This window comes from Streptococcus sp. HF-1907, from assembly GCF_015594605.1.
Classification (GTDB): Bacteria; Bacillota; Bacilli; order Lactobacillales; family Streptococcaceae; genus Streptococcus.
Window position 1 is genome coordinate 337670 of the sequence record NZ_JADNQT010000001.1, and the last position, 22635, is coordinate 360304.

A 22635-nucleotide genomic window follows, 5' to 3' on the forward strand; every position below is an offset into this window, starting at 1 on the left:
GGGCTCTATAATTTCTGTAGTGGGTAAATCCACCACAGAGATTATGGGGCTTTTTCAGTGTAGCAAAAAAGCTCCATAAGACTTATAATGAAAAGCGACTAAACCATCATTAGGAAGACCTTATGGAACAGCTTAAGAATACCACAGAACTCATCGGATTAAAAGACAAAAATATCAAAATCAAGACGGTTTTTAAGGCTGATACCCACATCACGATTGAGGCTAGCCTAGACTATCAGCCTCCACTCTGCCCTCACTGCAAAAGTCAGATGAGCAAGTATGACTTTCAACGAGCTTCTACTATTCCAATCCTAAGACCCTTCGCTCTCCTATTTTTAGGCTCAGGCTGAAACAGTCTCTCCCCAGACTGTTTCACTCCCCAAAGCTAAAATCGTGCTCGACCGCTTCCATATCGTCCAACACCTTGGCAAGGCTATGATAGCGACCAGAATTGCCATGATGAAGACCTTTGACAAGCATTCTCTCCCTTATCGAGCTATGAAAAATCACTGGAAAATACTCCAGAAAGACAGTCACAAACTTTCTGACAAACGCTTTTATTCACGAACCTTTAGGCAAACCTTGACTCCGAAAGAAATTGTTAAGAAAATTCTAGATTTATCGGACGAACTCCGCTATTATTATGACTTGTATCAACTCTTATTATTCCATTTTCAAGAGAAGAATACCGACCATTTTATGGCACTGATTGACGACAACCTTCCCTTTGTCAATCCTATATTTACCGCTGTCTTTAAGACCTTCAAGAAATACAAATCCTACATCGCAAACGCCCTGGAGCTCCCTTATTCTAACGCTAAGCTAGAAGCCACTAACAAACTCATCAAGGACATTAAGCGTCAAGCTTTCGGCTTTCGAAACTTCAAAAACTTTAAAACAAAAATTCTCATCGCTTTGAACATCAAAATAGAGAGAACCAATCTGATTCTCTCTAGATGTTAGTGATAAGTCACCCACTACAGTTGACAATGAGCCAAGTTAATAGGCAACAAAACAAATAAGCACCTGAATTAGATGCTTATTTCCATGTTATATCATTATTATTTGTCGCCTTTGTTACGGATAACAAAGCCGTTTTTCTTCTCACTTGAAGTGCGGTGTGGTCGACGATTTTCTTTGTTTTCAAAATCCCTACGGTTCTTGTTTGAGGTACGTTTGAAATCACGACGGTCACCGTTGCGATCATTACCATCACGTCCGCCACGACGATTTCCTCGGTCATTACGACGACGGTCACCACCACGATTATTACGACCACCTTTACCTTGGAAGCCACCGCCTGATGGTTTGAATGGTAATGGTTTTTCACGTGCAATTTCCACTTCTGGAAGTGTATCTGGGTCTTGGACAGTCAAGCTCAAAACATACAAAGCCAACTCTTCCGGAGTGAATTCCGCAGCCAATTTAACCGCGTCACCCTTGAATTTGTCAAAGTTAGCACGAATGGCTTCGTCCGCAAAATCACGTTCGATTTTAGCAAGAGCCACTTTTTTCTTAGCTTGGAAAGCCTCTTCAGCAGTCGCTGGCTTAAGACCTTTCATGCGCTTCTTAGTCAAGTTCTCAATGATAGCCAAGTAACCCATTTCGTTTGGTGACACGAAGGTGATTGATTGACCATGTTTACCAGCACGACCGGTACGACCGATACGGTGAACATAACTTTCAGGGTCTTGTGGAATATCGTAGTTGTAGACGTGAGTCACACCTGAAATATCCAAACCACGCGCCGCCACATCTGTTGCAACCAAGATATCAAGGTTATCATTTTTAAAATCACGAAGAACACGAAGACGTTTGCCTTGGTCAAGGTCTCCGTGGATACCTTCTGCACGGTAACCACGTAACTTAAGTCCGCGGGTCAATTCATCAACACGACGTTTGGTACGTCCAAAAACGATAGACAGCTCTGGTTGGTCAACATCCATAAGACGCGTCATGGTATCAAATTTTTCTTGTTCTTTGACACGGATATAATATTGGTCAACCAAGTCCGTTGTCAATTCCTTAGCCGCAATTTTCACATGCTCAGGCTCTTTCATGAACTGCACACCGATACGTTTGATAGCATCTGGCATCGTTGCTGAGAAAAGAAGGGTTTGACGTGTTTCTGGCACACGGCTGATGATAGCTTCAATATCTTCAAGGAAGCCCATGTTAAGCATTTCATCCGCTTCATCCAAAATCAAAGTCTCAACATGATTAAGTTTAAGCGCCTTGCGTTTAATCAAGTCAAGCAAGCGACCCGGTGTCCCCACAACGATATGAGCACCTGAACGAAGCGCCTTGATTTGTTTTTCAATGCTAGAACCACCGTAAACAGAGCGTACTTTAACACCCTTATCACGACCAAAACGGAAAAGTTCCTCTTGAGACTGCACAGCCAATTCACGAGTAGGCGCAATGACAAGTGCTTGAATAGTATTATCTTCAGTATGAATTTTATTTAGAGTTGGCAACCCAAAGGCAGCTGTTTTACCAGTACCCGTTTGCGCTTGACCGATAACATCCTTACCTTTGAGGGCGAGTGGAATGGTCATTTCTTGAATTGGAGATGGCTCAACAAAGCCTGCTTTTTCTACCGCTGAAAGAATATCTTGCGATAAGTTAAGTTCTGTAAATTTCAAATGTTTCTCTTTTCTAAAAGACAGTGCGAAGCTGTCTTATAAGCCTTTATTCATTGTCTTTATTAACAACCTAACTAGTGTAACACAATTAAAACTAAAAAGATAGAAAATAAGTTGTGAAAAGGTTTTTATTTAGGATAATAAGCTGCGCTAAACACCAGCAAGCCCAAGACAAAAGCCAAAATCAAACTAAACACTAATTCCTGGTTCTGTCTAATCATCAAGCTAACCATGCGACATAAAACCCCAATCTCCAAAATAAGCACAATCCCATAGCGCTTGCGCCTTCGCTCAATAGAAGCCACCCGAAAACGCATCAAACCAACCATTACAACAAAAAGATAAAATAACCCAGTCAATAGAGCAAGCACGGTCAAAAACACCTTTGGGAAAGCCAGATGACCAACCATAGCAATGACTAATGTCAACCAAGCTAGCCCAGTCATCACCCAAACAACGTTTGTCATCTTCTTTCCCATCCCCTAAACCTCAATTTGATTACCGCAAAACAGCTTCAGCAAGTGCCTGCTGAATTTCCACCACGTTATGGTCACTATTAAACTGCAAAACTTCAGCTGGCTCTGCTGCCGATGAAATCCAAATTTTCAATTTCGCATCCAAATCAAGATGTCCCGAAGTCTCTACCGTAAATCGCGAAATAGACCGATAAGGTAAAGATTTGTAAGAAGTCTTCTTCCCAGTCACCCCCTGCTTATCCACCAAAATCAAACGATAATCTGTAAAGACAATCAAATCCCGCACCAAAATAAAAGCCAGATTAACCTGCTCATCTGGAATCAGAATATCCTCCAGCTGACGCTCCACCTTATCATTGTCATGCTGTGACGCATTACCAATCATCCCTGAAAATAGTCCCATATCAGCACCTCCTATGTTTTTTCTTCATTATACCCAAAAGCCAAAGAAAAAGCACAGGAAAACTTGTTCCCTGCACCTTCTTGATAAGAACCTCCATCTTGCTAGGCAAGATATCTATCTTAATCGCTAGTTTCCTAACGCATTAAGCAACATTAATATAACGACGAACGCCTGAATTACTGATATAGCTAATCCATTGTGCCCCATCTCTACTAATAACTTTATCATAGTTAACCTTGTCGCCAGCATTGTAGTAAGCAACTACATCAGCAGATTTACTTGGGTTGTTAACAATAGCAGAGTGTTTTGTCATAGTGTAGCTACCACTTGCTGGAAGGCTAGCTTTAGCGGTTTCGGCAGGTCTAGCTGATGCTTGACTAGCTGAAACAGTAGCTACCGGAATGTAACGACGAGTACCACTATAGCTCTTATATGAAATCCATTCATGATTATCAGCTACAAGTACTTGGTCATAATTGATTGTTTCCCCTTTTTGGAAATTAAATTCAGTCGCGCTAGCCATTTTAGCTTCTGATTTCACATCAACCGTTTTTGTAAAGGTATAAGTGCCGCTTGCTGGAAGATTAGATGTCACTGCTTGCGCTGTTGCTTCAGTCGCTGTTTTTGTAGTTGTATCACTTGTCTTCGCCGATTCCGTTGCTAATTTAACAACAGGAAGATAACGGCGAGCACCGCTATAACTTATGTATGAAATCCATTGATAACCGTCAGCTTTGACTACTTTATCATAGTTGACTTTGTCACCTTTATCGTAGTAAGCGAGTTCTGGAGAAGTAACTTTTGCTTCTGCCTTAATACTTGTTCTTTCAGTAAAGGTATAAGTACCGCTCGCTGGAAGGGTTGTTTCAGTAATAGGTTTTGTTTCTGCCTTAGTTTCCAATGTCACTTGGCGACCAGTGACACCTTTCAATTGACCATTTGGTTGATCGTAGTAAAGATGAACATTGTAAACACCTAAGTCACCTTTGTGATCACTCACTTTGACACTTGTTTGATAAGAACCGTCGGCTTGTTTGCTAGCTGTGTACCAGATAAGGTCATCTTGTCCACCAACTTCTGACCAAACAGGCACTTTGACTTCTGAAATACCATCTTTATTGTAAACATCTGTTACACGAACATCAAAGCCCTTATCAGATTGATTTTGAATGGTAATAGTACCTGTAGTTGCTTGTTTAACAGGTGTGCTAACCACATCTTTAGTCGTATCCTTAGCTACAGTTGCTTTTTCAAGAGCGATGTAACGGCGAGTACCACTGTATGACACGTAAGAAATCCATGAATGATTGTTCGCTGTCAAAACTTTGTCATAATTAATCTTGTCGCCCTTGTTTAGATAGAAAGCGACTGGACTATCCATCTTAGCATCATTACGAACAGCAGTACGGTCAGTTGTCACATAGCTACCGCTACTTGGAAGAGTTTCTTCTTTTTTATCTGTCGTAGTAATAGCTGGCGCTTTAGCATCAGAAGATACTTGAGCTTTCGCTTCCCCAACAGAAATGTAACGACGTGTACCGTTGTAAGACACGTAAGAAATCCATTGATGGCTATCCGCTGTTAAAACCTTGTCATAATTAACAGATTCACCCTTGTCATAATAGTAGATGGTTGGACTTGATGTTTTTGGTTCGTTTTTAATAGCAGCTTTTTCAACAAAAATGTATTTTCCTTTATCAGGAAGATTGCTATCTTTGGTTGTTTTATCTGTAATGGTTGGACTTTCTTGGATTGCTGTTTTTAGCTCTGCAATGGGAGCGTAGCGACGAGTACCGCTGTATGAACGATAGCTGACCCAAGTGTGGTTATCTTCATTGACAACCTTGTCGTAGTTAACGCTGTCGCCTTCGTTGAAATAAAAGACAGTTGGTTGGCTCATATTGGCAGCATTTTTGACTTCTGTACGCTTTGTGAAAACATAGGTTCCTTGCGCTGGGAGAGTGCTTGTAACAACTTTGCTTGTTGCTAGTGTATCAGCCGATGTGCTAGAAATTGTCTTAGGGTCAACAGTCTCTGTTGCTGTAGATTCTACTGTTGTGTCCGCTGAAACTTCTGGAAGTTCACTAGATTTCGCTGTAGTGGTAGTAACTTCTGTTGCTGGTGTTTTTGCTTCAACTGGTTCTGATGTCACAGTTTCTGTAGGTACATCCTCTTTAGCTGGTGCAGATTTAGTTTCTGTAGTAGTTGATTCAGTAGTATTATCAGTAACAACTGCTGCGCTACTTGTGCTAGTAACTTCTGCTGGTGTTTTTTCCTTAGTGCTGACAATGATATTATTAGTATCAGCTTGTGCTTGATTACTATCCACTAAACCAGGAACCCAGGTTGAGACGGTATTTGTTGTTACTTCGTCTGCAGAAACAAGTGGAGAATTGGCAAACATCACACAACCAATCAATACTGAAGCAGCACCAATTGAATATTTACGAATTGAGTAACGTTGTTCTTGGTGGTTATATCCTTTTGTTTTCATCATCTTAATCACACTTCCTAAACTTACTAATCATCTGTTGAAAATGATTTGGCAAGTTCCTAAATCGTTTTCTATTTCTTTATGGTTTTATTGTAACGCTTTTAGAATATTTTGCAACACTTTTGTAATATTTTGTCATCTTTATTTCGTTTTTAAGCTAAATTGTCATATACTAAATAACATTTGCAACTAAAAAACACCTTTTAAATCACTTTATTGTGACAAAAAGGTGTCAATTATTACATTTTTTCTTCTAGTTTAACATCAGGATATTTATCAGCAAACCAACGGAGAGCAAAATCATTTTCAAACAAGAAGACTGGTTGGTCAAAGCGGTCTTTAGCTAAAATATTACGGCTTGAAGACATGCGCTCATCCAAATCATTTGGACTAATCCAGCGAACCGTCTTTTTACCCATTGGTGTCATGACAACTTCTGCGTTGTACTCACCTTCCATACGGTGCTTGAAGACTTCAAACTGAAGTTGACCAACAGCACCAAGCATGTATTCGCCTGTTTGGTAGTTTCTATAAAGCTGGATAGCTCCTTCTTGTACCAATTGTTCGATTCCTTTATGGAAGGATTTTTGTTTCATGACGTTTTTAGCAGAAACTTTCATGAACAATTCTGGTGTGAAGGTTGGCAGTGGTTCGAATTCAAATTTATTTTTTCCGACAGTAAGCGTGTCGCCAACTTGGTAAGTCCCCGTATCATAGACTCCGATGATGTCACCTGCAACAGCATTGCTTACATTTTCGCGACTCTCAGCCATGAACTGAGTCACGTTTGATAGCTTAGCCCCCTTACCCGTGCGGGTCAAATTCACGCTCATCCCACGTTCAAATTCACCAGAGACAATACGAACGAAGGCGATACGGTCACGGTGGCGTGGGTCCATGTTGGCTTGGATTTTAAAGACAAAACCTGAAAAATCTTTATCAAGCGGGTCAATCATGTCACCCTCTGTCGTTTTGTGACCGTGAGGTTCTGGCGCGAATTCCAAGAAGGTGTCAAGGAAAGTTTGTACCCCAAAGTTTGTAAGGGCTGAACCGAAGAATACTGGTGTCAAATTACCATCCAAGATAGCTTGTTCTGAGAACTCATTACCTGCTTCTTCTAACAATTCAACATCTTCCAAAACTTGTTGGTAGAATGGGTTGTTAGCAAATAATTCATCACCAGCTTCAAGTGCTGCAAAACGTTCATCGCCTTTGTAAAGTTCCAAACGTTTGTTGTACAAATCGTAAAGTCCTTCAAAAGCTTTTCCCATCCCAATTGGCCAATTCATTGGATAACTTGCAATACCAAGCACTTCTTCCAATTCTTCCAACAAATCAAGAGGCTCACGACCATCACGGTCCAATTTGTTAATGAAAGTGAAAACTGGGATGTTGCGGTGTTTAACAACTTCAAAAAGTTTTTTGGTCTGCGCTTCAATACCCTTGGCAGAGTCGACAACCATGACCGCAGCGTCCACCGCCATTAGCGTACGGTAAGTATCTTCAGAGAAGTCCTCGTGCCCTGGTGTATCAAGGATATTGACACGTTTTCCAGCATAATCAAATTGCATCACTGATGAAGTAACGGAGATACCACGTTGCTTTTCAATATCCATCCAGTCAGATTTAGCAAAGTTCCCTGTCTTTTTCCCTTTAACAGTACCCGCTTCGCGGATTTCGCCCCCGAAGTAAAGTAATTGTTCAGTAATCGTCGTTTTACCAGCATCCGGGTGAGAGATGATGGCAAAAGTACGGCGTTTTTTAATTTCATCTTGTAATGTCATTTTCTTTTCCTTTTTTTGATAATAGCAGAGCTTTTTACAGATAAATAGCTACTTTTCTTTTTACATTGGTCATTCCTATTTCGTGACAATAAAAAATAGAGGCACTGTCTCTAACTTTACTATTATAACGAATTTAGGGGCTTTTTTCAATCATTATCCACGGTGAAAAAGCTGGCGCAGTACCTTAAAAATTAAAAAAAACGTGAGCAAGCTAATCTCACGTTTAATACTAATTTTCAACCAAGGCATCTACAATAGCTGATAGATTCATTGAATTTGAGCCTTTTAAGAGAATTTGGTCATGTTCTCCCAAAACTTCGCGAATTTGGCTGAGAAGGTCATCAAATCGATCCTCTTCTTCATTTTTCTTGAAGAAATAAACTTTTCCAATTGGAAACATTTGACTAGCTAGTTGTGATAAGTCTTGGATATCTTTTCCGTAACAAATCAATGTGTCAATAACATCTGGGCGTAAGCTCATAATCATTTGATTATGAAGATTGACTGAAGCTTCTCCTAGTTCTTTCATGTCTGCCAGTACAGCAATTTTCTTGCCACCTTCATTATTTGGGATAGCAGAGAAAGTTTCTAAAATCAGCTTCATGGCTGTTGGATTGGCATTATAAACGTCTGACAGAATGTCTGCACCATTTGCCGCTTTCTTCCATTCTGTGCGGTTGCGGGTCAGCTCAATGTTCTCCAAAGCGTCAGCAATATCATCATCAGAGACAGCCAGTAGTTTTCCGACATAACTTGCTACCATAGCGTTTGTGGCATTGTATTTTCCTGGGACGGGAAGGGTCAACTGACGGTCGATAACATTTGTTCGGAAAGTCAATGAATCTTTTCTTTCCTCGAGTTCTGTAACCATCAACTCTTGCCCATCCCCGAAGCGAATGACCATTTGATTTTCAGGAAGATAGGGGTCAACAATGCTGTCGCCTGGAACAATCAAAATACCATCTGAGTCCATACCGTCCACGATTTGCATTTTTCCTTGAGCGATTTTTTCACGGCTACCAAAGAATTCTAGGTGCGCTTCGCCAATCAAGGTCACCACTGCAATGTGGGGCTTGGCAATTTCAGACAAAAGATGAATATCACCGAGATGGTCCTGTCCCATTTCAAGAACGATTTTTTCAGTGTCTTCTGGCATATGGAGCACCGTATAAGGAAGACCAATTTCATTGTTGTAATTGCCCTGTGTTTTATAAGTTTTGTAAGTCGTTGCAAGGATAGCTGCAATCATGTCCTTAGTCGTCGTTTTCCCATTAGAACCCGTGACCGCCACAACATCCACGCGCATTTTTTCAATATAATAAGCTGCTAAATCTTGAAAAGCTTTTAGGCTGTCATCAACCCAGATATAAGGGACACCTGCTAATTCTTTTTCAGAGAATGTTGCTACTGCTCCATTTTCAAAAGCAGTCGTGATAAAATCATGACCATCACGTACACCCTTCAAAGGTAGGAATAAATCTCCCGCCTGAATCTTGCGACTATCAAATTCAATCTGACTCAGAGGAACGTCATCAAATTCCGAGATTTGATTTTTTGCGCCAACAGCCTTGGCAACTTCATGCAAACTTAATTTCATCTTTTATCCTTCTTTTGTATTCTTATCCCAAAACTGGAAATCTATAAAACGGTAAGATAAGTCAATTATAACATATTTTATCAGTATAGATCTACTGAACTTAATCATTCAGATAGGAAAAGACCCGCTCCATACAGAACCGAGTCTTCAACTTCATTATTGAATTCTTTTAAATCAAATGACTTTCACGTTTTTCAAACATTTCTTTGGCAAGGTCAACTAGCTTTTCAATCAAGTCTGAATAGCTAAGTCCCATATTTTCCCAAAGGAGTGGGTACATTGACCATTGAGTGAAACCGGGCATGGTGTTCAACTCATTGAGGTAAATATTACCATCTTCTGTCAGGAAGAAATCACAGCGTGACAAACCGCAACCACCAATAGCACGGAAGGCAATAGCTGCATAATTACGCATTTCTGCCATGACAGCCTCATCAATCTTCGCAGGGATGTCCATGGTAATCTTGTTATCGATATATTTGGCATCGTAATCATAGAAGGCCACATCCTTGACGACTTCTCCAGGAAGAGTTGTTTTCACGTCAGTATTTCCCAAAATACCAACCTCAATCTCACGAGCGTTGACACCTTGTTCGATTAAGATACGGCTATCGTATTTGAGCGCAAGCGCAATGGCAGAGCGGAGACCCGCTTCGTCATCAGCTTTTGAAATACCAACTGAAGAACCCATATTAGCAGGCTTAACAAACAATGGATAAGTCAATTCCGTATTGGCTTTAGCAATCGTTGCATCTAAATTGCTACCTTCAACGTAAGTCACATAAGCAACCTGTGGCACACCAGAACTTTCAAGGACATGTTTAGTTGCAATTTTATCCATAGCTACACTTGATGACAAGATATTTGTCCCAACGTAAGGCATTTTAAGGACTTCAAGGAAGCCTTGGATAGAACCATCTTCTCCCATTGGACCATGAAGAACCGGGAAAACGACCGCTCCTTCCTCATAAATATCACTCGGACGAATTGCTTTTGACAAATCAACAGTGGCATTTGTCATCAATTTTTCATCAACTGACGGTACTGTATCAAATTCTTGAGTTTTAACAAATTGACCATTTTGTGTAATAAAATAGGTTTTCACAAAGAATTTATCGTAATTAACGGCACGCATGACGCTTTCAGCTGACAAAACTGACACTTCGCGTTCAGCAGAACGCCCACCGTAAAGCAAGACAAGTGTTTCTTTAGACATGGTAATTCTCTTTTCTTTCAAACTAAATTTGCTCTAATATCATACCACATTTTGATAAAAGTTTCAAAAATCCTTTGTAACAACTATCACAAACAGTAAAAATATTCACTAGAGCTGACTGTTATTAAAAAAATAGGCGCTGAGCACCTATTTTCTATAATTCTGTACGATTTTCGATAGCGCGAAGCAGGGTTACTTCATCAGCATATTCAATATCTGAACCGACTGCTAGCCCCCTAGCAAGGCGGGTAACCTTGATTCCAGCAGGTTTCAAGACGCGTGAAATATACATAGAAGTCGCTTCACCATCAGCTGTTGCGTTAGTTGCCACGATGACCTCTGAGACTTCGCTATCCATCAGGCGGGTAATCAACGATTTGAGGTTGATATCATCAGGACCGACCCCATTCATAGGGGAAATCAAGCCGTGCAAAACATGATACAAGCCATGGTATTCTTGGATTTTCTCCATAGCAGAGACATCCTTACTGTCCTCTACAACAAGAATTGTTGAGCGGTCACGACTATCGCTGGTACAGATTTGACAAGGGTCTTCGTCTGTCAAATTTCCACAAATTGAGCAATAAGTCAACTCACGTTTAGCTGCCAGTAGATTTTTGGCAAATTCATTGACATCCTCATCACTCATGCCGATGGTGTAAAAAGCTAGGCGGGTAGCTGTTTTAATGCCAATACCTGGTAATTTTGAAAAACTATCAATCAATTTTGCAATTGGACTTGGATAAAGCATGTTATCACCTTTCTTCTTTAATTTGCGAAATTGGACACATAAGTGTCAATCATATCTCGGGCAATATTTTGATGGACTTTGGTATCGTCTGTTGTAACGTGTGGGTACATGACAGCAACAGCGATTTTTTTATTAGTATCATAGGCTATAGCGTTCAAATTGTAAGTAGACACCGAATCACCTGAGCTGTTCTTAGCATAAGTTTCAGCTGTACCAGTTTTACCGCTAATGGTTGTTACTGAGCTCCTCATCGTTGTACCTGTAGCATAGCCACTACTACTATTAACCACATTGTAGAAACCATTTTGGATAATTCCAATCTCGTCTGCTGAGATATTGACTTGATTCAATTTTTCCCCTGTCACTTGACGAACAAGATTCCCTAAACCGCCATCATCTGAGCTGGAATAAACACCGTCAACAATATGTGGTGAAATACGAGTTCCTCCATTGGCAACTGTCGAGATGTACTGAGCCAACTGCATTGGGGTATAAGCATCAAACTGCCCAAAGGATTCCATCAAAGTACTGCTGAGGCTATAATCAGATGGGCTATAACCTTCAGATTCTGGTAGGTCCAAGCCAGTATTAGTCCCTAGACCATATTCAGCATAGGTCGCACGAAGAGCCTTCATTGCTTTTTTGTAGTCGCCCGTCATCAATGAATCACCAGTCTTGTAGTCTTGTCCCATCATGCGAAGGGCAATCTGAACCATGTAAGTATTTGAAGAATATTCCAAGGCCTGAACAGCAGAAATTGGTGTTAAACCGCTTGTAAACCAAGACTTAATACCCGCAATTTCTTGGTCATAGAGGACTTCATTTCCTGAAAGGGCATTATTTTCCCAGCCAGACGAAATCGTTGCCCCCTTGACAACTGAACCAGGGGTGAAGTTGTCGGTGATGGTCCCCAGATTATCAGCTTCAGTTTGGCCGTCCTTATTTTTCAAGCCAGCAATCGCCAATACTTTTCCTGTCGATGGTTCTAAAGCGACAGCATACACGCCTTCTGAGTAAGTCGCCCTGCCACTTGACAATTCTGAACTAAAATATTGCTTCAAAATATTTTCAACTGCTTCTTGGTATTTTAAATCGATAGTCAGCTTAAGATTGTCGCCTTTGCCACCTTCAGAAGTGGTTTTATCGCTCGTGATTTTGCCTTTTTTGTTAACCGTAATTTTACGCACAGTGCGCTTACCTTGCAAATCTGACTCGTATTGCTTTTCTAGATAGGATGTTCCGACACGGTCATTGAGGGAATAGCCCTTTTTCAAATAGGCTTTCGCTTCTTCCTTAGGCAAGCCTGTTTTTTCAGTAGACAAGGTACCAATAACATCTGACAGAGAGCTATCGACATCCTTACGATTCCATTTGGTTGTGATAGAAATCCCATCAAATTTGTACTTATTGGCCGTGATGTAGGCAATCTGGTCTTCCGATAAATCAGCTGTGGTTAATTTGACCATCCCAAAGGTCGTTGCCGCATTCATTTCACTAAACAAGTGAACCAATTTTAACTCATCATCAGAGTAATTCACTTTATCATCCGATACCGCAGCGACAGCGTTTGAATAGATAGTTGACTCGGTTAAAGAATTGCCATAGTTGTCGTATTTTTTACTTCTTGGTAATGATGCAACAACTTTTTTATAGACACTAGAATCAGCCAAATAATAATCACGTTTTTGACGATCAGTCACTGTTGTCTCTGTTAAATCGACATAGGCCGATAATTTCTTACCGATTTTTTTAATATCCTCTGCTGTCATCGTGTTGCTACGCGTAAAAGCGACCACTGGCTTCTCCTCATTTTCCACCAGAGCAACACCCTTAGCATCATAAATTTGCCCACGAGCTCCCGAGGATTTGACCGTATAAGTCGTCAAAGCTGTCAATTTCTTTTTATAAAATTCTTGATGCTGAATTTGCATATAAGCTAATCGCAGTACTAATATGGTAAATAGACTCACCACAATAAAAAATAGCAAGTTGATCCGTCTTGAAATACTCACTTTTTGCTTTTCAATTACTAGCTTTCGCCACTTAAATCTTCTAGACATGTCACCCTCGTTTTAAAAAACTCTGACTTCTATTTTATCACAAAATCAAATGGAACTGTCACACAAATCGTAAAATCATTTTTTTGCAGAAAAGAAAAAGCCGGGAAAATCCCGAACTTTTCCTAAACATTATTTACCGAGGTAGTACTCGTTAGTAATGTTCAATTTTTCGTCAAATTCGAATACCAATGGTGGGAAGTTTGGAATTTCAACGTCCATGATTTCGTCGTCTGACAATTGTTTGATGTGTTTTACAAGTGCACGGATTGAGTTACCGTGTGCACCTACAAATACATTTTTACCATCTTTAAGTGCTGGAGCGATTTTATCTTCCCAGAATGGAAGTGCGCGTTCCAAAGTAACTTTCAAGTTTTCGGCATCTGGAATTACTGAATCATCAAGTGATGCATAACGACGGTCTGTGTGTGCAGAGTGTTCGTCGTCTTTTGCCATCGCTGGTGGCAATACATCGTATGAACGACGCCAAATGTGAACTTGATCGTCACCCCATTTTTCAGCAGCTTCAGCTTTGTTTTGACCAGTCAAGCCACCATAGTGACGTTCGTTCAAACGCCATGATTTTTCAACTGGTACCCAAAGTTGGTCTGATGCTTCAAGAGCAAGGTTAGTTGTTTTGATGGCACGTTTAAGAACTGAAGTGAAAGCAAGGTCAAATTCGATTCCAGCTTCTTTAATCAATTTACCAGCATCGACCGCTTGTTGAGTTCCTTTATCTGAAAGGTCTACGTCAGCCCAACCAGTGAAAAGGTTAGCTTTGTTCCATTCAGATTCACCATGGCGTGCAAATACCAATTTTACCATTAGATAATTCTCCTTTTATTTTTGGCTAAAAGCCAATACTTACTCTTTCTATTTTACAAAAAAATAGGCAAAAAATCTAGTCTAAACCCAGATAAAATCAAAAAGGCAAACTAGAACACTAGTTCACCTTTTTCTCAATTAAATAGTCTTATTTAACGAAGTCCAAAAGTGCCAAGAAGCTTTCTGGTTGAAGTGATGCACCACCAACAAGGGCACCATCAACGTCTGGACAAGCCATGTACTCAGCAACGTTTTCAGGCTTAACTGATCCACCGTATTGGATGCGAACTTTGTCAGCAACTGCTTGACCGAAGTCTTTAGCAACAACGTCACGAACTGTTTTACACATGTTTTGAGCGTCGTCTTGAGTAGCTGATTTACCAGTACCGATAGCCCAGATTGGTTCGTAAGCGATAACAAGTGAAGAAACTTGTTCTTCTGTCAAACCAGCCAAAGCTGCAGATACTTGTGCTCCTACGAATTCACCAGCTTTACCAGCTTCGTAAGTTTCAAGTGATTCACCACAGCAGATAATTGGAAGCATACCGTTAGCAAAGATAGCTTTTGCTTTTTTGTTGATATCTTCGTCTGTTTCGTGGAAGTAGTCACGACGTTCTGAGTGACCGATTACTACGTAGTCAGTACCCATTTCTTTCAATACTTGTGGGCTAGTTTCACCAGTGAAGGCACCTGCATTTTCAAAGTAAGTGTTTTGTGCAGCAACTTTAAGAGCTGAACCTTTTGCAGCTTCAAGAACAGCTGACAAATCTACTGCAGGAGCTGCAATACCAGCTTCAACAAGATCAGCTGAAGGCAATTTGCTTGCTACTGCTTCCACAAAAGCTTTAGCTTCTTGTGGGTTTTTGTTCATTTTCCAGTTACCGGCGATAAATGGTTTACGTGACATTTCACATACCTCTTCTTTTTTTATTTACTTACATATTTTACCATATTTTAGAGCTTATTAAAAGATTCACGAGGTTTTTTCTGATATTTTTGCTTAAAATCGCAATAACATACAAAAAGAGCCTCCGAAGAGACCCTTTACAATATGAGTTGTCTGACTCTAATTGTTATTTGGGAACTTAATTAAAATTAAGCTTCGATTTCTGAAACGATACCTGAACCAACAGTACGTCCACCTTCACGGATAGAGAAAGTAGTACCTTGTTCAACGGCGATTGGGTGGATCAATTCAACGTCGATAGTAACGTTATCACCAGGCATAACCATTTCAGTACCTGCTGGCAATTCGATTGAACCAGTTACGTCAGTTGTACGGAAGTAGAACTGTGGACGGTAGTTGTTGAAGAATGGAGTGTGACGTCCACCTTCTTCTTTAGAAAGGATGTAAACTTCACCTTTGAATTTAGTGTGTGGGTGGATTGAACCTGGTTTAGCAAGAACTTGACCACGTTCGATTTCATCACGTTGGATACCACGAAGAAGAACACCAACGTTATCCCCTGCAAGACCTTCATCAAGTTGTTTACGGAACATTTCAACACCAGTAACAACTGCTTTTTGAATTTTGTCTTTGATACCAACGATTTCAACTTCATCGTTGACACGGATAGTACCACGGTCAATACGTCCTGATGCTACAGTACCACGACCAGTGATTGAGAATACATCTTCGACTGGAAGAAGCAATGGTTTGTCAGTATCACGTTCTGGTTCTGGAATGTATTCATCAACAGTATCCATCAATTCCATGATGATATCTTCATATTTAGTGTCACCTTCAAGGGCTTTAAGAGCTGAACCTTGGATAACTGGAAGATCGTCACCTGGAAAATCGTATTCTGAAAGAAGGTCACGGATTTCCATTTCAACCAATTCAAGCAATTCTTCATCGTCAACCAAGTCAACTTTGTTCATGAAGACGATAAGGTGTTTAACACCAACTTGACGTGAAAGAAGGATGTGTTCACGAGTTTGTGGCATTGGTCCATCAGTAGAAGCTACTACAAGGATAGCTCCGTCCATTTGGGCAGCACCAGTGATCATGTTTTTAACGTAGTCCGCGTGTCCTGGAGCGTCGATGTGAGCATAGTGACGTTTAGCAGTCTCGTACTCAACGTGTGCAGTGTTGATTGTGATACCGCGTTCGCGTTCTTCAGGAGCAGCATCGATTGAAGCGTAGTCTTTAGGTTGGTTAACTGCTGAAGGCAAACGACGTGCCAATACAGTTGTGATAGCTGCAGTCAAAGTAGTTTTACCATGGTCAACGTGTCCAATTGTACCAATGTTAACGTGTGGTTTACTACGATCGTATTTTTCTTTTGCCATTTAGGAAAAGCCTCCAATAAAATATATTTTATAGATAGACGGTAGGCAATACAGTCTAACTTTACTTTACTATTTTAACAAATTATATTAAAATTGCAAGAGTTTACTTTGCTTTTTACAAATTTTAGACTCTTCCTATCTCTTCAACATGGTCTATTTATTGCTTTTCTAGCTGATAATATGGCTGATTAGGTATAGTCATGCCTATCGAAGATGCATAAATCCAAGTTTTGCTATTTAGTTGCTCAAAATTCTCAGCCTTTCCTGTCAAGATAACACCTGAGAACTTCAGCCTGTCTACGTCTGATGACTTGCTCATGTCAATTTTACGAAAAGTTTTTAGGTAGCGTGTAATGTCATCTGATGGAGCAACATTATTGTAGGTTGATTTTCCTTTATTATTTTTTTGATATGCTTTCAACTGACTCAAAAAATTTCTGCTGTCTATTGGACTACCTTTACTAGACTGACTGAGACTTTCAGCACTAGCGCCGAATAAGTCACTTTCATGCCATACACTTGAATCACCAGTTGATGTCGTGCCAATCCAGTACCAATTTGTCTTTAGATTACTAGGTAGCATCTGCTTGATGTCTTTTAATTGATAAGGTTTATCAAAAGTGATAGCCATCTCAACCAGTTGGTTTGGCATATTCTTGACAAGAGCCAATTCTCGCCTTGATTTTGCTACAGTGGTACTTTTACTTGATTTGGCTCTGCGATTGTAAAATTGTGGAATCTTTTGATTTTCTTTCAAATTATAGCGGGTACCATTTGCAGCGTACTTACCCGGATCGTGGTCAAAAATAAGACCTGATGTTTGACCTAAAATATTGAAAGATACGCTATTTTCAGAATATCCTACTTCTACTCCATCAATATTTTTTGCCTGACGCCATTTGATACCTCCATGAAACATATCACCGCCATCGGCTGACCAAGTATAGGTTGAAATATTGGGATAGGCTACATTCTCCGTTAACTCTATTTGGTGAACAATTTCCCAGGCTTGTTGGCTAATTAATCGTCCTGTTAGCATACGGGTACCAACATAACTTATTCCTAAAATTAAGAGCGTCAATAAGATTGTTTTAACTCGATTCTTCCATTTACTTCGCTTAGCGATGGTTTTAAAATCATTTGAAGTCTTCATAAGAGTAGCCCTCCTTTTCTAATTCACGTCGTAATTGATGACGCCCTCGCATGAGGGTGACTTTAACACCAGCCACCGACTTTCCTAGTAGATTAGCAATCTCTTTAATTGTCAGCTGTTGAAAATAGAATAAATCCAAGGCGAGTCGGTAGTCCTTCTTTAATTGATGGATTGCGTCATAAAGTGGCTGATAGTCTGGTTTAGTTATTTCGATAACTTCTTCTTTTTTGAAAAATTCTCTCTGTAAAATTTCAGAATAGAGCCTGTCGCGGCGATAAGTATCAATATATTTCCTGATGGCAACGCGGTACATCCAAGCCCTTATTTTATCTTTTGACAAAATCGGATGGGTTTCTAGCATTTTGACTAGAACATCTTGGCTGATATCTTTTGCGGTCTCGTTAGCCACTCCTGATTTTTGTAAATAATAAACTATTTCTTGCGCATATCCTATCAATTCTTTTTCATAATCATCCAGTTTAATCAGCCTCACCCCCTCTTCATTAGTATAACGAATACGCAGACAAAAGGTTACAAAAAAACTAGGCAAAGCACCTAGTTTTTGAGATTATTGAAAATCGTTAATGTTAACCACTTTTTCATTTTGAACAGTCTGCTCATAGACTTCTTCAGCCTCTTGTAAAATGGCTGAGCGTTTTTCATTAGCAGAAATGTTAAGAACAAAACCGATGGCAACCGAAAGAATCAGTAAACTATTCCCTCCTTGAGATAAGAAGGGAAAGGTAACTCCAGTTGATGGAATCAATCCTGAAATACCACCAATATTTACGAATACTTGGATGAGCAACATTCCGCCAATTCCCAAAGCTATCATTGAATTAAAGGGGTCTTTTGCCTTAATACCGACATACATGATACGAAGAATTAGGAAGAATACCAAGGCCAAAATAAATCCTGCACCAATGACACCAAGTTCTTCTATGACAATTGAAAAAACGAAGTCTGTTGTTGCCTCTGGTAGGTAGCCTCTTTTTTCAATCGAATTTCCCAATCCTAAGCCAAACCACCCACCATTGCTCATAGCGTAATAAGAATTGGCTAATTGGTGACCTGAATCTGTCAAATCTTTGAAGGGATTAAAGTAGGCGCTGAAACGTTTAGCGACATAACCAAAAACTGGAACCTTGCTGACAGTCTCAATACCAATCAAATAAATAGAACCTAGAAGCAAGCTAGACCCAGCAACAATAAGCCCTAAAATAGATGAAAACCACCTGTAACCAATACCACTCACACTATACATAATAATAGCTGTCAAAACAATGATAGTCGCATTTCCCAAGTCAGGCTGAGCTGCTACAAGACCAACCATAACCAGAGCATACACGCGCCAGTCTTTCAAGTCACTCCACTTGCGTGGGTACCATTTTCGTTTAGTCAAAGCCTGATAATCATAGGTTGCAATCAATTGCTGACGCCGAGCGAAGGTATAAGCTAAAAACCAAACAATAATAATCTTCAGATATTCGGCAGGCTGAAAACTAACGGGCCCCACAACAATCCAACCATGTGCACCATTAACACGCTGAGTAAAGAATCGTGCTATCAACAGCAACAGAATCTCAACTAACATAACAACGGTCAAGACTCGGGAATTTTTTAAGAAATTCAACCTCAGCCTATAAATGAAAGTAATGGACATCAAACTAACAATCCAAAAAACACCTTGGTTGATAACCGACTTAAAAGGGTTCAAACCGCTCTGAATTAGACTCGTGCTAGTTGTTGAATAGATGACAATAAGACCAAGAGCCGACAAAATCAAATAAGGTATCAAAATCGTGTAATTTAAAAGATGCCTCTTATCAATTTTCATAATAATTTCTACTTTCTATCCTTACGAAACAATCAATTAGCATTATATCATCTTTCTAAAGCAATGTAAAAGAATGGCTGGCGCTTAGTTGCCAAAATAGGTAAAAAATGAAGCCGAGACAGCTCGACTTCATTAAATTTATCAGCCTGAATTACGCAAGCCTGTTGCAATTCCGTTGATGGTGATATGAATCAGTTTTTCATAATCCTCATCAAGTTGATTATTGCGCAAACGTTTAATCAATTCAATTTGAACATAGTTCAAAACATTAAAGTAAGGCAAACGGTAGTCAAGACTGGCACGAAGGGTTGGACTTTCTTCCAACAAGTCTTCGTGTTGCTCAATAGCTAGAATAACTTCTTTAGTAAGTTGCCATTCATTCAAAATATGGTTGAAGACATCTCTGACTTCTTCTTTCTTTGCTAACTGTGCATATTGTAGAGCAATGTTCATGTTTGATTTTGACAAAACCATGTCGACATTGGACAGTAGAGAAGTGAAGAATGGCCATGTTTGATACATGTGTTGGAGTTTAGCTAAATTCCCCTCTTCCTTATCGATGAAGTGTTTAAAAGCAGAGCCAACACCATACCATCCTGGGAACATGACACGACTTTGTGACCATGAGAATACCCAAGGAATAGCACGAAGACCCGAAATTTCAGTGATGGTCTTACGAGCAGCTGGACGAGACCCAATGTTAAGACTTGAGACTTCCTTAATTGGACTTGCTTCAAAGAAATAATCATAGAAATAAGGATTTCCAAATACAAGATCACGATAGATAACATTACTATCAGCAACGATACCATCCATAGCTTCGCGGAAGCCATCAATTTCGTTAGGGTCAGTCAATTGATTGGTCACCATGCGGTTAGCAGAAGCTGAAATCAACATTTCCAAATTGTAGTAAGCAGCGTCCTTATTACCATATTTATTTTCAATAATTTCGCCTTGCTCTGTCAAGCGGATGCGATCTTTGATAGAACCGAATGGTTGCGAAGTGATAGCTTCGTATGATGGACCGCCACCACGACCAACAGTACCGCCACGACCGTGGAAGAAGGTGATTTTAACACCATGGTCTTCACCGATTTGAGTCAATTCGTTTTGAGCTTTATAAAGGCTCCAACCTGATGAAAGGTAACCGCCGTCTTTGTTACTATCAGAGTAACCTAGCATGATTTCTTGGTAATTTCCTTTAGAAGCAATCCATTTTTGAACGAGGTCATATTCCAAATATTGAGTCATAATAGCCCGGGAATTTTCCAAGTCTTCGATGGTTTCAAATAGAGGAACAACCTGAACACGAGCTGTTTCAGTATCAACTAAACCAACTTCTTTAAGCATGATAGCCAATTCAAACATATCTGACACGCTCTCAGTGTGCGAGATGATATGTTGCTTGATGACTTCTTCACCGAGTTGGTCCTTCAATTCACGTGCTACTTTGAAAATGGCTAATTCTTTTTGGAGTAATTCAGATTTTTCAGCGTGAGTTGAAGATAGGGTTCTTGGATCTTCCAATAATTCTTTCAAGAGAACTTGACATTTTTCATCTTCAGAAAGGGAACTGTAATCGTCAACAATGTTAGCGGATTTTAAGAGTTCGGCTACACATGCTTCGTGAACACTTGAATCCTGACGCATGTCGATACTTGCAAGGTAGAAACCAAAGACATCAACAGCTTGTAATAATTCGTTAAAATCTCCTGTTAGTAAGACTTCTTCACCGTTTGCAAGAAGAGAATCTTTGATGATTTCCAAGTCAGCTTTAAACTCAGCAGCTGTCCTGTAGCTTGGCAATTCCTCAGTCTGAATCTCTGAAACAGCCTGTGATAAATGCGTTTTAACATACTGACCAACAACCGTTGAGCCCGTTTGGCGACCTAAAAAGGCATTACCCTCAACAAGTGATCGATTTTGCTTTCCAAGTCGCAGATTAAGAAGGGTTTGAACTAATTTTGATTGAACATAATTAAAAGCTTTTCGATATGGCTCATTTTCACGATAAATTGAGGTATCGCCAGATAGGCTAGCTAGACGCTCAACTTCTGGACTTGTCTGCGTCAAGGTAGTTGACAACGAGAAAGTACGGTATAAGCCATTTAATTTTTCAATATAATAATTGATAATGACTTCATTTTGAACCATAGCTGACAAACGGAGGGTTTCTGCTGTTACGTATGGGTTACCATCACGGTCACCACCAATCCACATTCCCATAGTGATAGGTTTGGGGTTTTCAAGTTGAAGACCTTTTTGCGCCGCCAACTTTTTGTACTCCATAGTCAATTTTGTGATTGCCTTAATCAAGGAACGGTTATAGTATTCCATGACGTTGGTAATCTCATTTTTAACTTTTAATTTTTTCTCGCGGATGGTATCTGTTTGCATGATGATTTCAATGTAACGACGAAGGTCAGCCATCCATTTTTCTTCATTAACAGTACCTACCTTGACATCACGGTACTTACGCAATAAATCGTGAATCTTAGTGGTCAACTCCAAGACTGTTTTACGTTGTACTTGGGTCGGATGGGCTGTCAGAACTGGCACCACATTAACGTTTTCCAAGATTTCTTTAGCCTTATCACTGTCAGCAACCATATCAATCGTTGATGACAATTTACCGAGATAATCTGTCTTGGTATTATTTTTGTAGTTGATCTCATAGGCTAAGTCAACGTCTTCTGAAATGTTAATCAACAATGGTAAGATTGAAAAGTAACGAGACACAATGACCATTTCATCATTAGTCAGTGTCGCAATAACTTTTTCTAGTTCCTTATACTGATTACTCGCTGACAAATCGACTAATTTTTCGATTTTCTGGAAAGCTTCCTGGCCAACCATTTTGCGTGTGGTTTCTTCTAATAATTCTTTTAGAATTCCAACTTCTTCTGTAACAATAGCGTCGTTATGACTACTTTCAAGTTTCCCAATTGTCACATGTTCACTTCCTCTCCTCAAGTATTACTTAATATCATACCACTTTTTATCTAAAAGTAAATATAATTGTCAATTATCGTAGGAATTTTCTGACTTTTGTTCGTCTTTTTCCCATTTTCTGTTTGAAAACCTTTTCGAATTTCTTCATTTTCT

General features: G+C 39.8%; 16 protein-coding genes and 1 pseudogene. 1 reads left to right on the top strand and 16 read right to left on the bottom strand.

The genetic code is table 11. From position 1 onward, the window contains the following. Window positions 1-122: 122 nt before the first annotated feature. Window positions 123-963, top strand: a pseudogene (locus tag IYQ92_RS01570) (transposase). Window positions 964-1061: 98 nt separating this feature from the next. Here the strand turns inward: IYQ92_RS01570 and IYQ92_RS01575 are convergent. The 16 genes from IYQ92_RS01575 to ppc form a co-directional block, all read right to left on the bottom strand. Next, window positions 1062-2645 carry a DEAD/DEAH box helicase gene (locus tag IYQ92_RS01575; RefSeq protein ID WP_195675004.1) on the bottom strand — a complete coding sequence of 528 codons (1584 nt, stop codon included), beginning with the start codon at window positions 2643-2645 and terminating at the stop codon, window positions 1062-1064. Between the two features lie 128 nt (window positions 2646-2773). Then, window positions 2774-3112 carry a hypothetical protein gene (locus IYQ92_RS01580; protein ID WP_195675005.1) on the bottom strand — a complete coding sequence of 113 codons (339 nt, stop codon included), beginning with the start codon at window positions 3110-3112 and terminating at the stop codon, window positions 2774-2776. A gap of 31 nt (window positions 3113-3143) precedes the next feature. Beyond that, the gene (locus IYQ92_RS01585; protein ID WP_195675006.1) at window positions 3144-3524 is read right to left on the bottom strand and encodes a PH domain-containing protein; all 381 of its coding nucleotides are present in this window, start codon (window positions 3522-3524) and stop codon (window positions 3144-3146) included. A 142-nt stretch (window positions 3525-3666) separates the two neighbouring features. Then, window positions 3667-6021, bottom strand: a complete 2355-nt coding sequence (locus IYQ92_RS01590) for an SH3 domain-containing protein (protein ID WP_195675007.1) — start codon at window positions 6019-6021, stop codon at window positions 3667-3669. Between the two features lie 236 nt (window positions 6022-6257). After that, window positions 6258-7802: a peptide chain release factor 3 gene (locus IYQ92_RS01595; protein WP_195675008.1), complete on the bottom strand. Its 1545-nt coding sequence runs from the start codon at window positions 7800-7802 to the stop codon at window positions 6258-6260. 229 nt (window positions 7803-8031) lie between these two features. Next, window positions 8032-9399 (bottom strand): UDP-N-acetylmuramoyl-tripeptide--D-alanyl-D-alanine ligase, encoded by a 1368-nt coding sequence (locus tag IYQ92_RS01600; protein WP_195675009.1) that lies wholly within the window; start codon window positions 9397-9399, stop codon window positions 8032-8034. 169 nt (window positions 9400-9568) lie between these two features. Further along, window positions 9569-10615 carry a D-alanine--D-alanine ligase gene (locus IYQ92_RS01605; RefSeq protein ID WP_195675010.1) on the bottom strand — a complete coding sequence of 349 codons (1047 nt, stop codon included), beginning with the start codon at window positions 10613-10615 and terminating at the stop codon, window positions 9569-9571. Between the two features lie 154 nt (window positions 10616-10769). After that, window positions 10770-11366 (bottom strand): recombination mediator RecR, encoded by a 597-nt coding sequence (gene recR, locus IYQ92_RS01610; protein ID WP_195675011.1) that lies wholly within the window; start codon window positions 11364-11366, stop codon window positions 10770-10772. Between the two features lie 17 nt (window positions 11367-11383). Further along, the gene (gene pbp2b / locus IYQ92_RS01615) at window positions 11384-13426 is read right to left on the bottom strand and encodes a penicillin-binding protein PBP2B (protein ID WP_195675012.1); all 2043 of its coding nucleotides are present in this window, start codon (window positions 13424-13426) and stop codon (window positions 11384-11386) included. Between the two features lie 129 nt (window positions 13427-13555). Continuing rightward, the gene (locus IYQ92_RS01620; RefSeq protein WP_195675013.1) at window positions 13556-14248 is read right to left on the bottom strand and encodes a phosphoglycerate mutase; all 693 of its coding nucleotides are present in this window, start codon (window positions 14246-14248) and stop codon (window positions 13556-13558) included. 148 nt (window positions 14249-14396) lie between these two features. Continuing rightward, on the bottom strand, window positions 14397-15155 hold the full coding sequence (gene tpiA, locus IYQ92_RS01625) for a triose-phosphate isomerase (protein ID WP_195675014.1): 759 nt from the start codon (window positions 15153-15155) through the stop codon (window positions 14397-14399). 188 nt (window positions 15156-15343) lie between these two features. Next, on the bottom strand, window positions 15344-16540 hold the full coding sequence (gene tuf, locus IYQ92_RS01630) for an elongation factor Tu (protein ID WP_195675015.1): 1197 nt from the start codon (window positions 16538-16540) through the stop codon (window positions 15344-15346). 157 nt (window positions 16541-16697) lie between these two features. Beyond that, window positions 16698-17693 (bottom strand): anti sigma factor C-terminal domain-containing protein, encoded by a 996-nt coding sequence (locus IYQ92_RS01635; protein ID WP_195675016.1) that lies wholly within the window; start codon window positions 17691-17693, stop codon window positions 16698-16700. Continuing rightward, the gene (locus IYQ92_RS01640; RefSeq protein WP_195675017.1) at window positions 17677-18186 is read right to left on the bottom strand and encodes an RNA polymerase sigma factor; all 510 of its coding nucleotides are present in this window, start codon (window positions 18184-18186) and stop codon (window positions 17677-17679) included. The genes IYQ92_RS01635 and IYQ92_RS01640 overlap by 17 nt, the downstream gene beginning before the upstream one ends. A 75-nt stretch (window positions 18187-18261) precedes the next feature. After that, window positions 18262-19530, bottom strand: coding sequence for a cell division peptidoglycan polymerase FtsW (gene ftsW, locus IYQ92_RS01645; protein ID WP_195675018.1), 1269 nt, complete (start codon window positions 19528-19530; stop codon window positions 18262-18264). Between the two features lie 141 nt (window positions 19531-19671). After that, window positions 19672-22386 carry a phosphoenolpyruvate carboxylase gene (ppc, locus tag IYQ92_RS01650; protein WP_420705736.1) on the bottom strand — a complete coding sequence of 905 codons (2715 nt, stop codon included), beginning with the start codon at window positions 22384-22386 and terminating at the stop codon, window positions 19672-19674. Window positions 22387-22635: the final 249 nt, after the last annotated feature.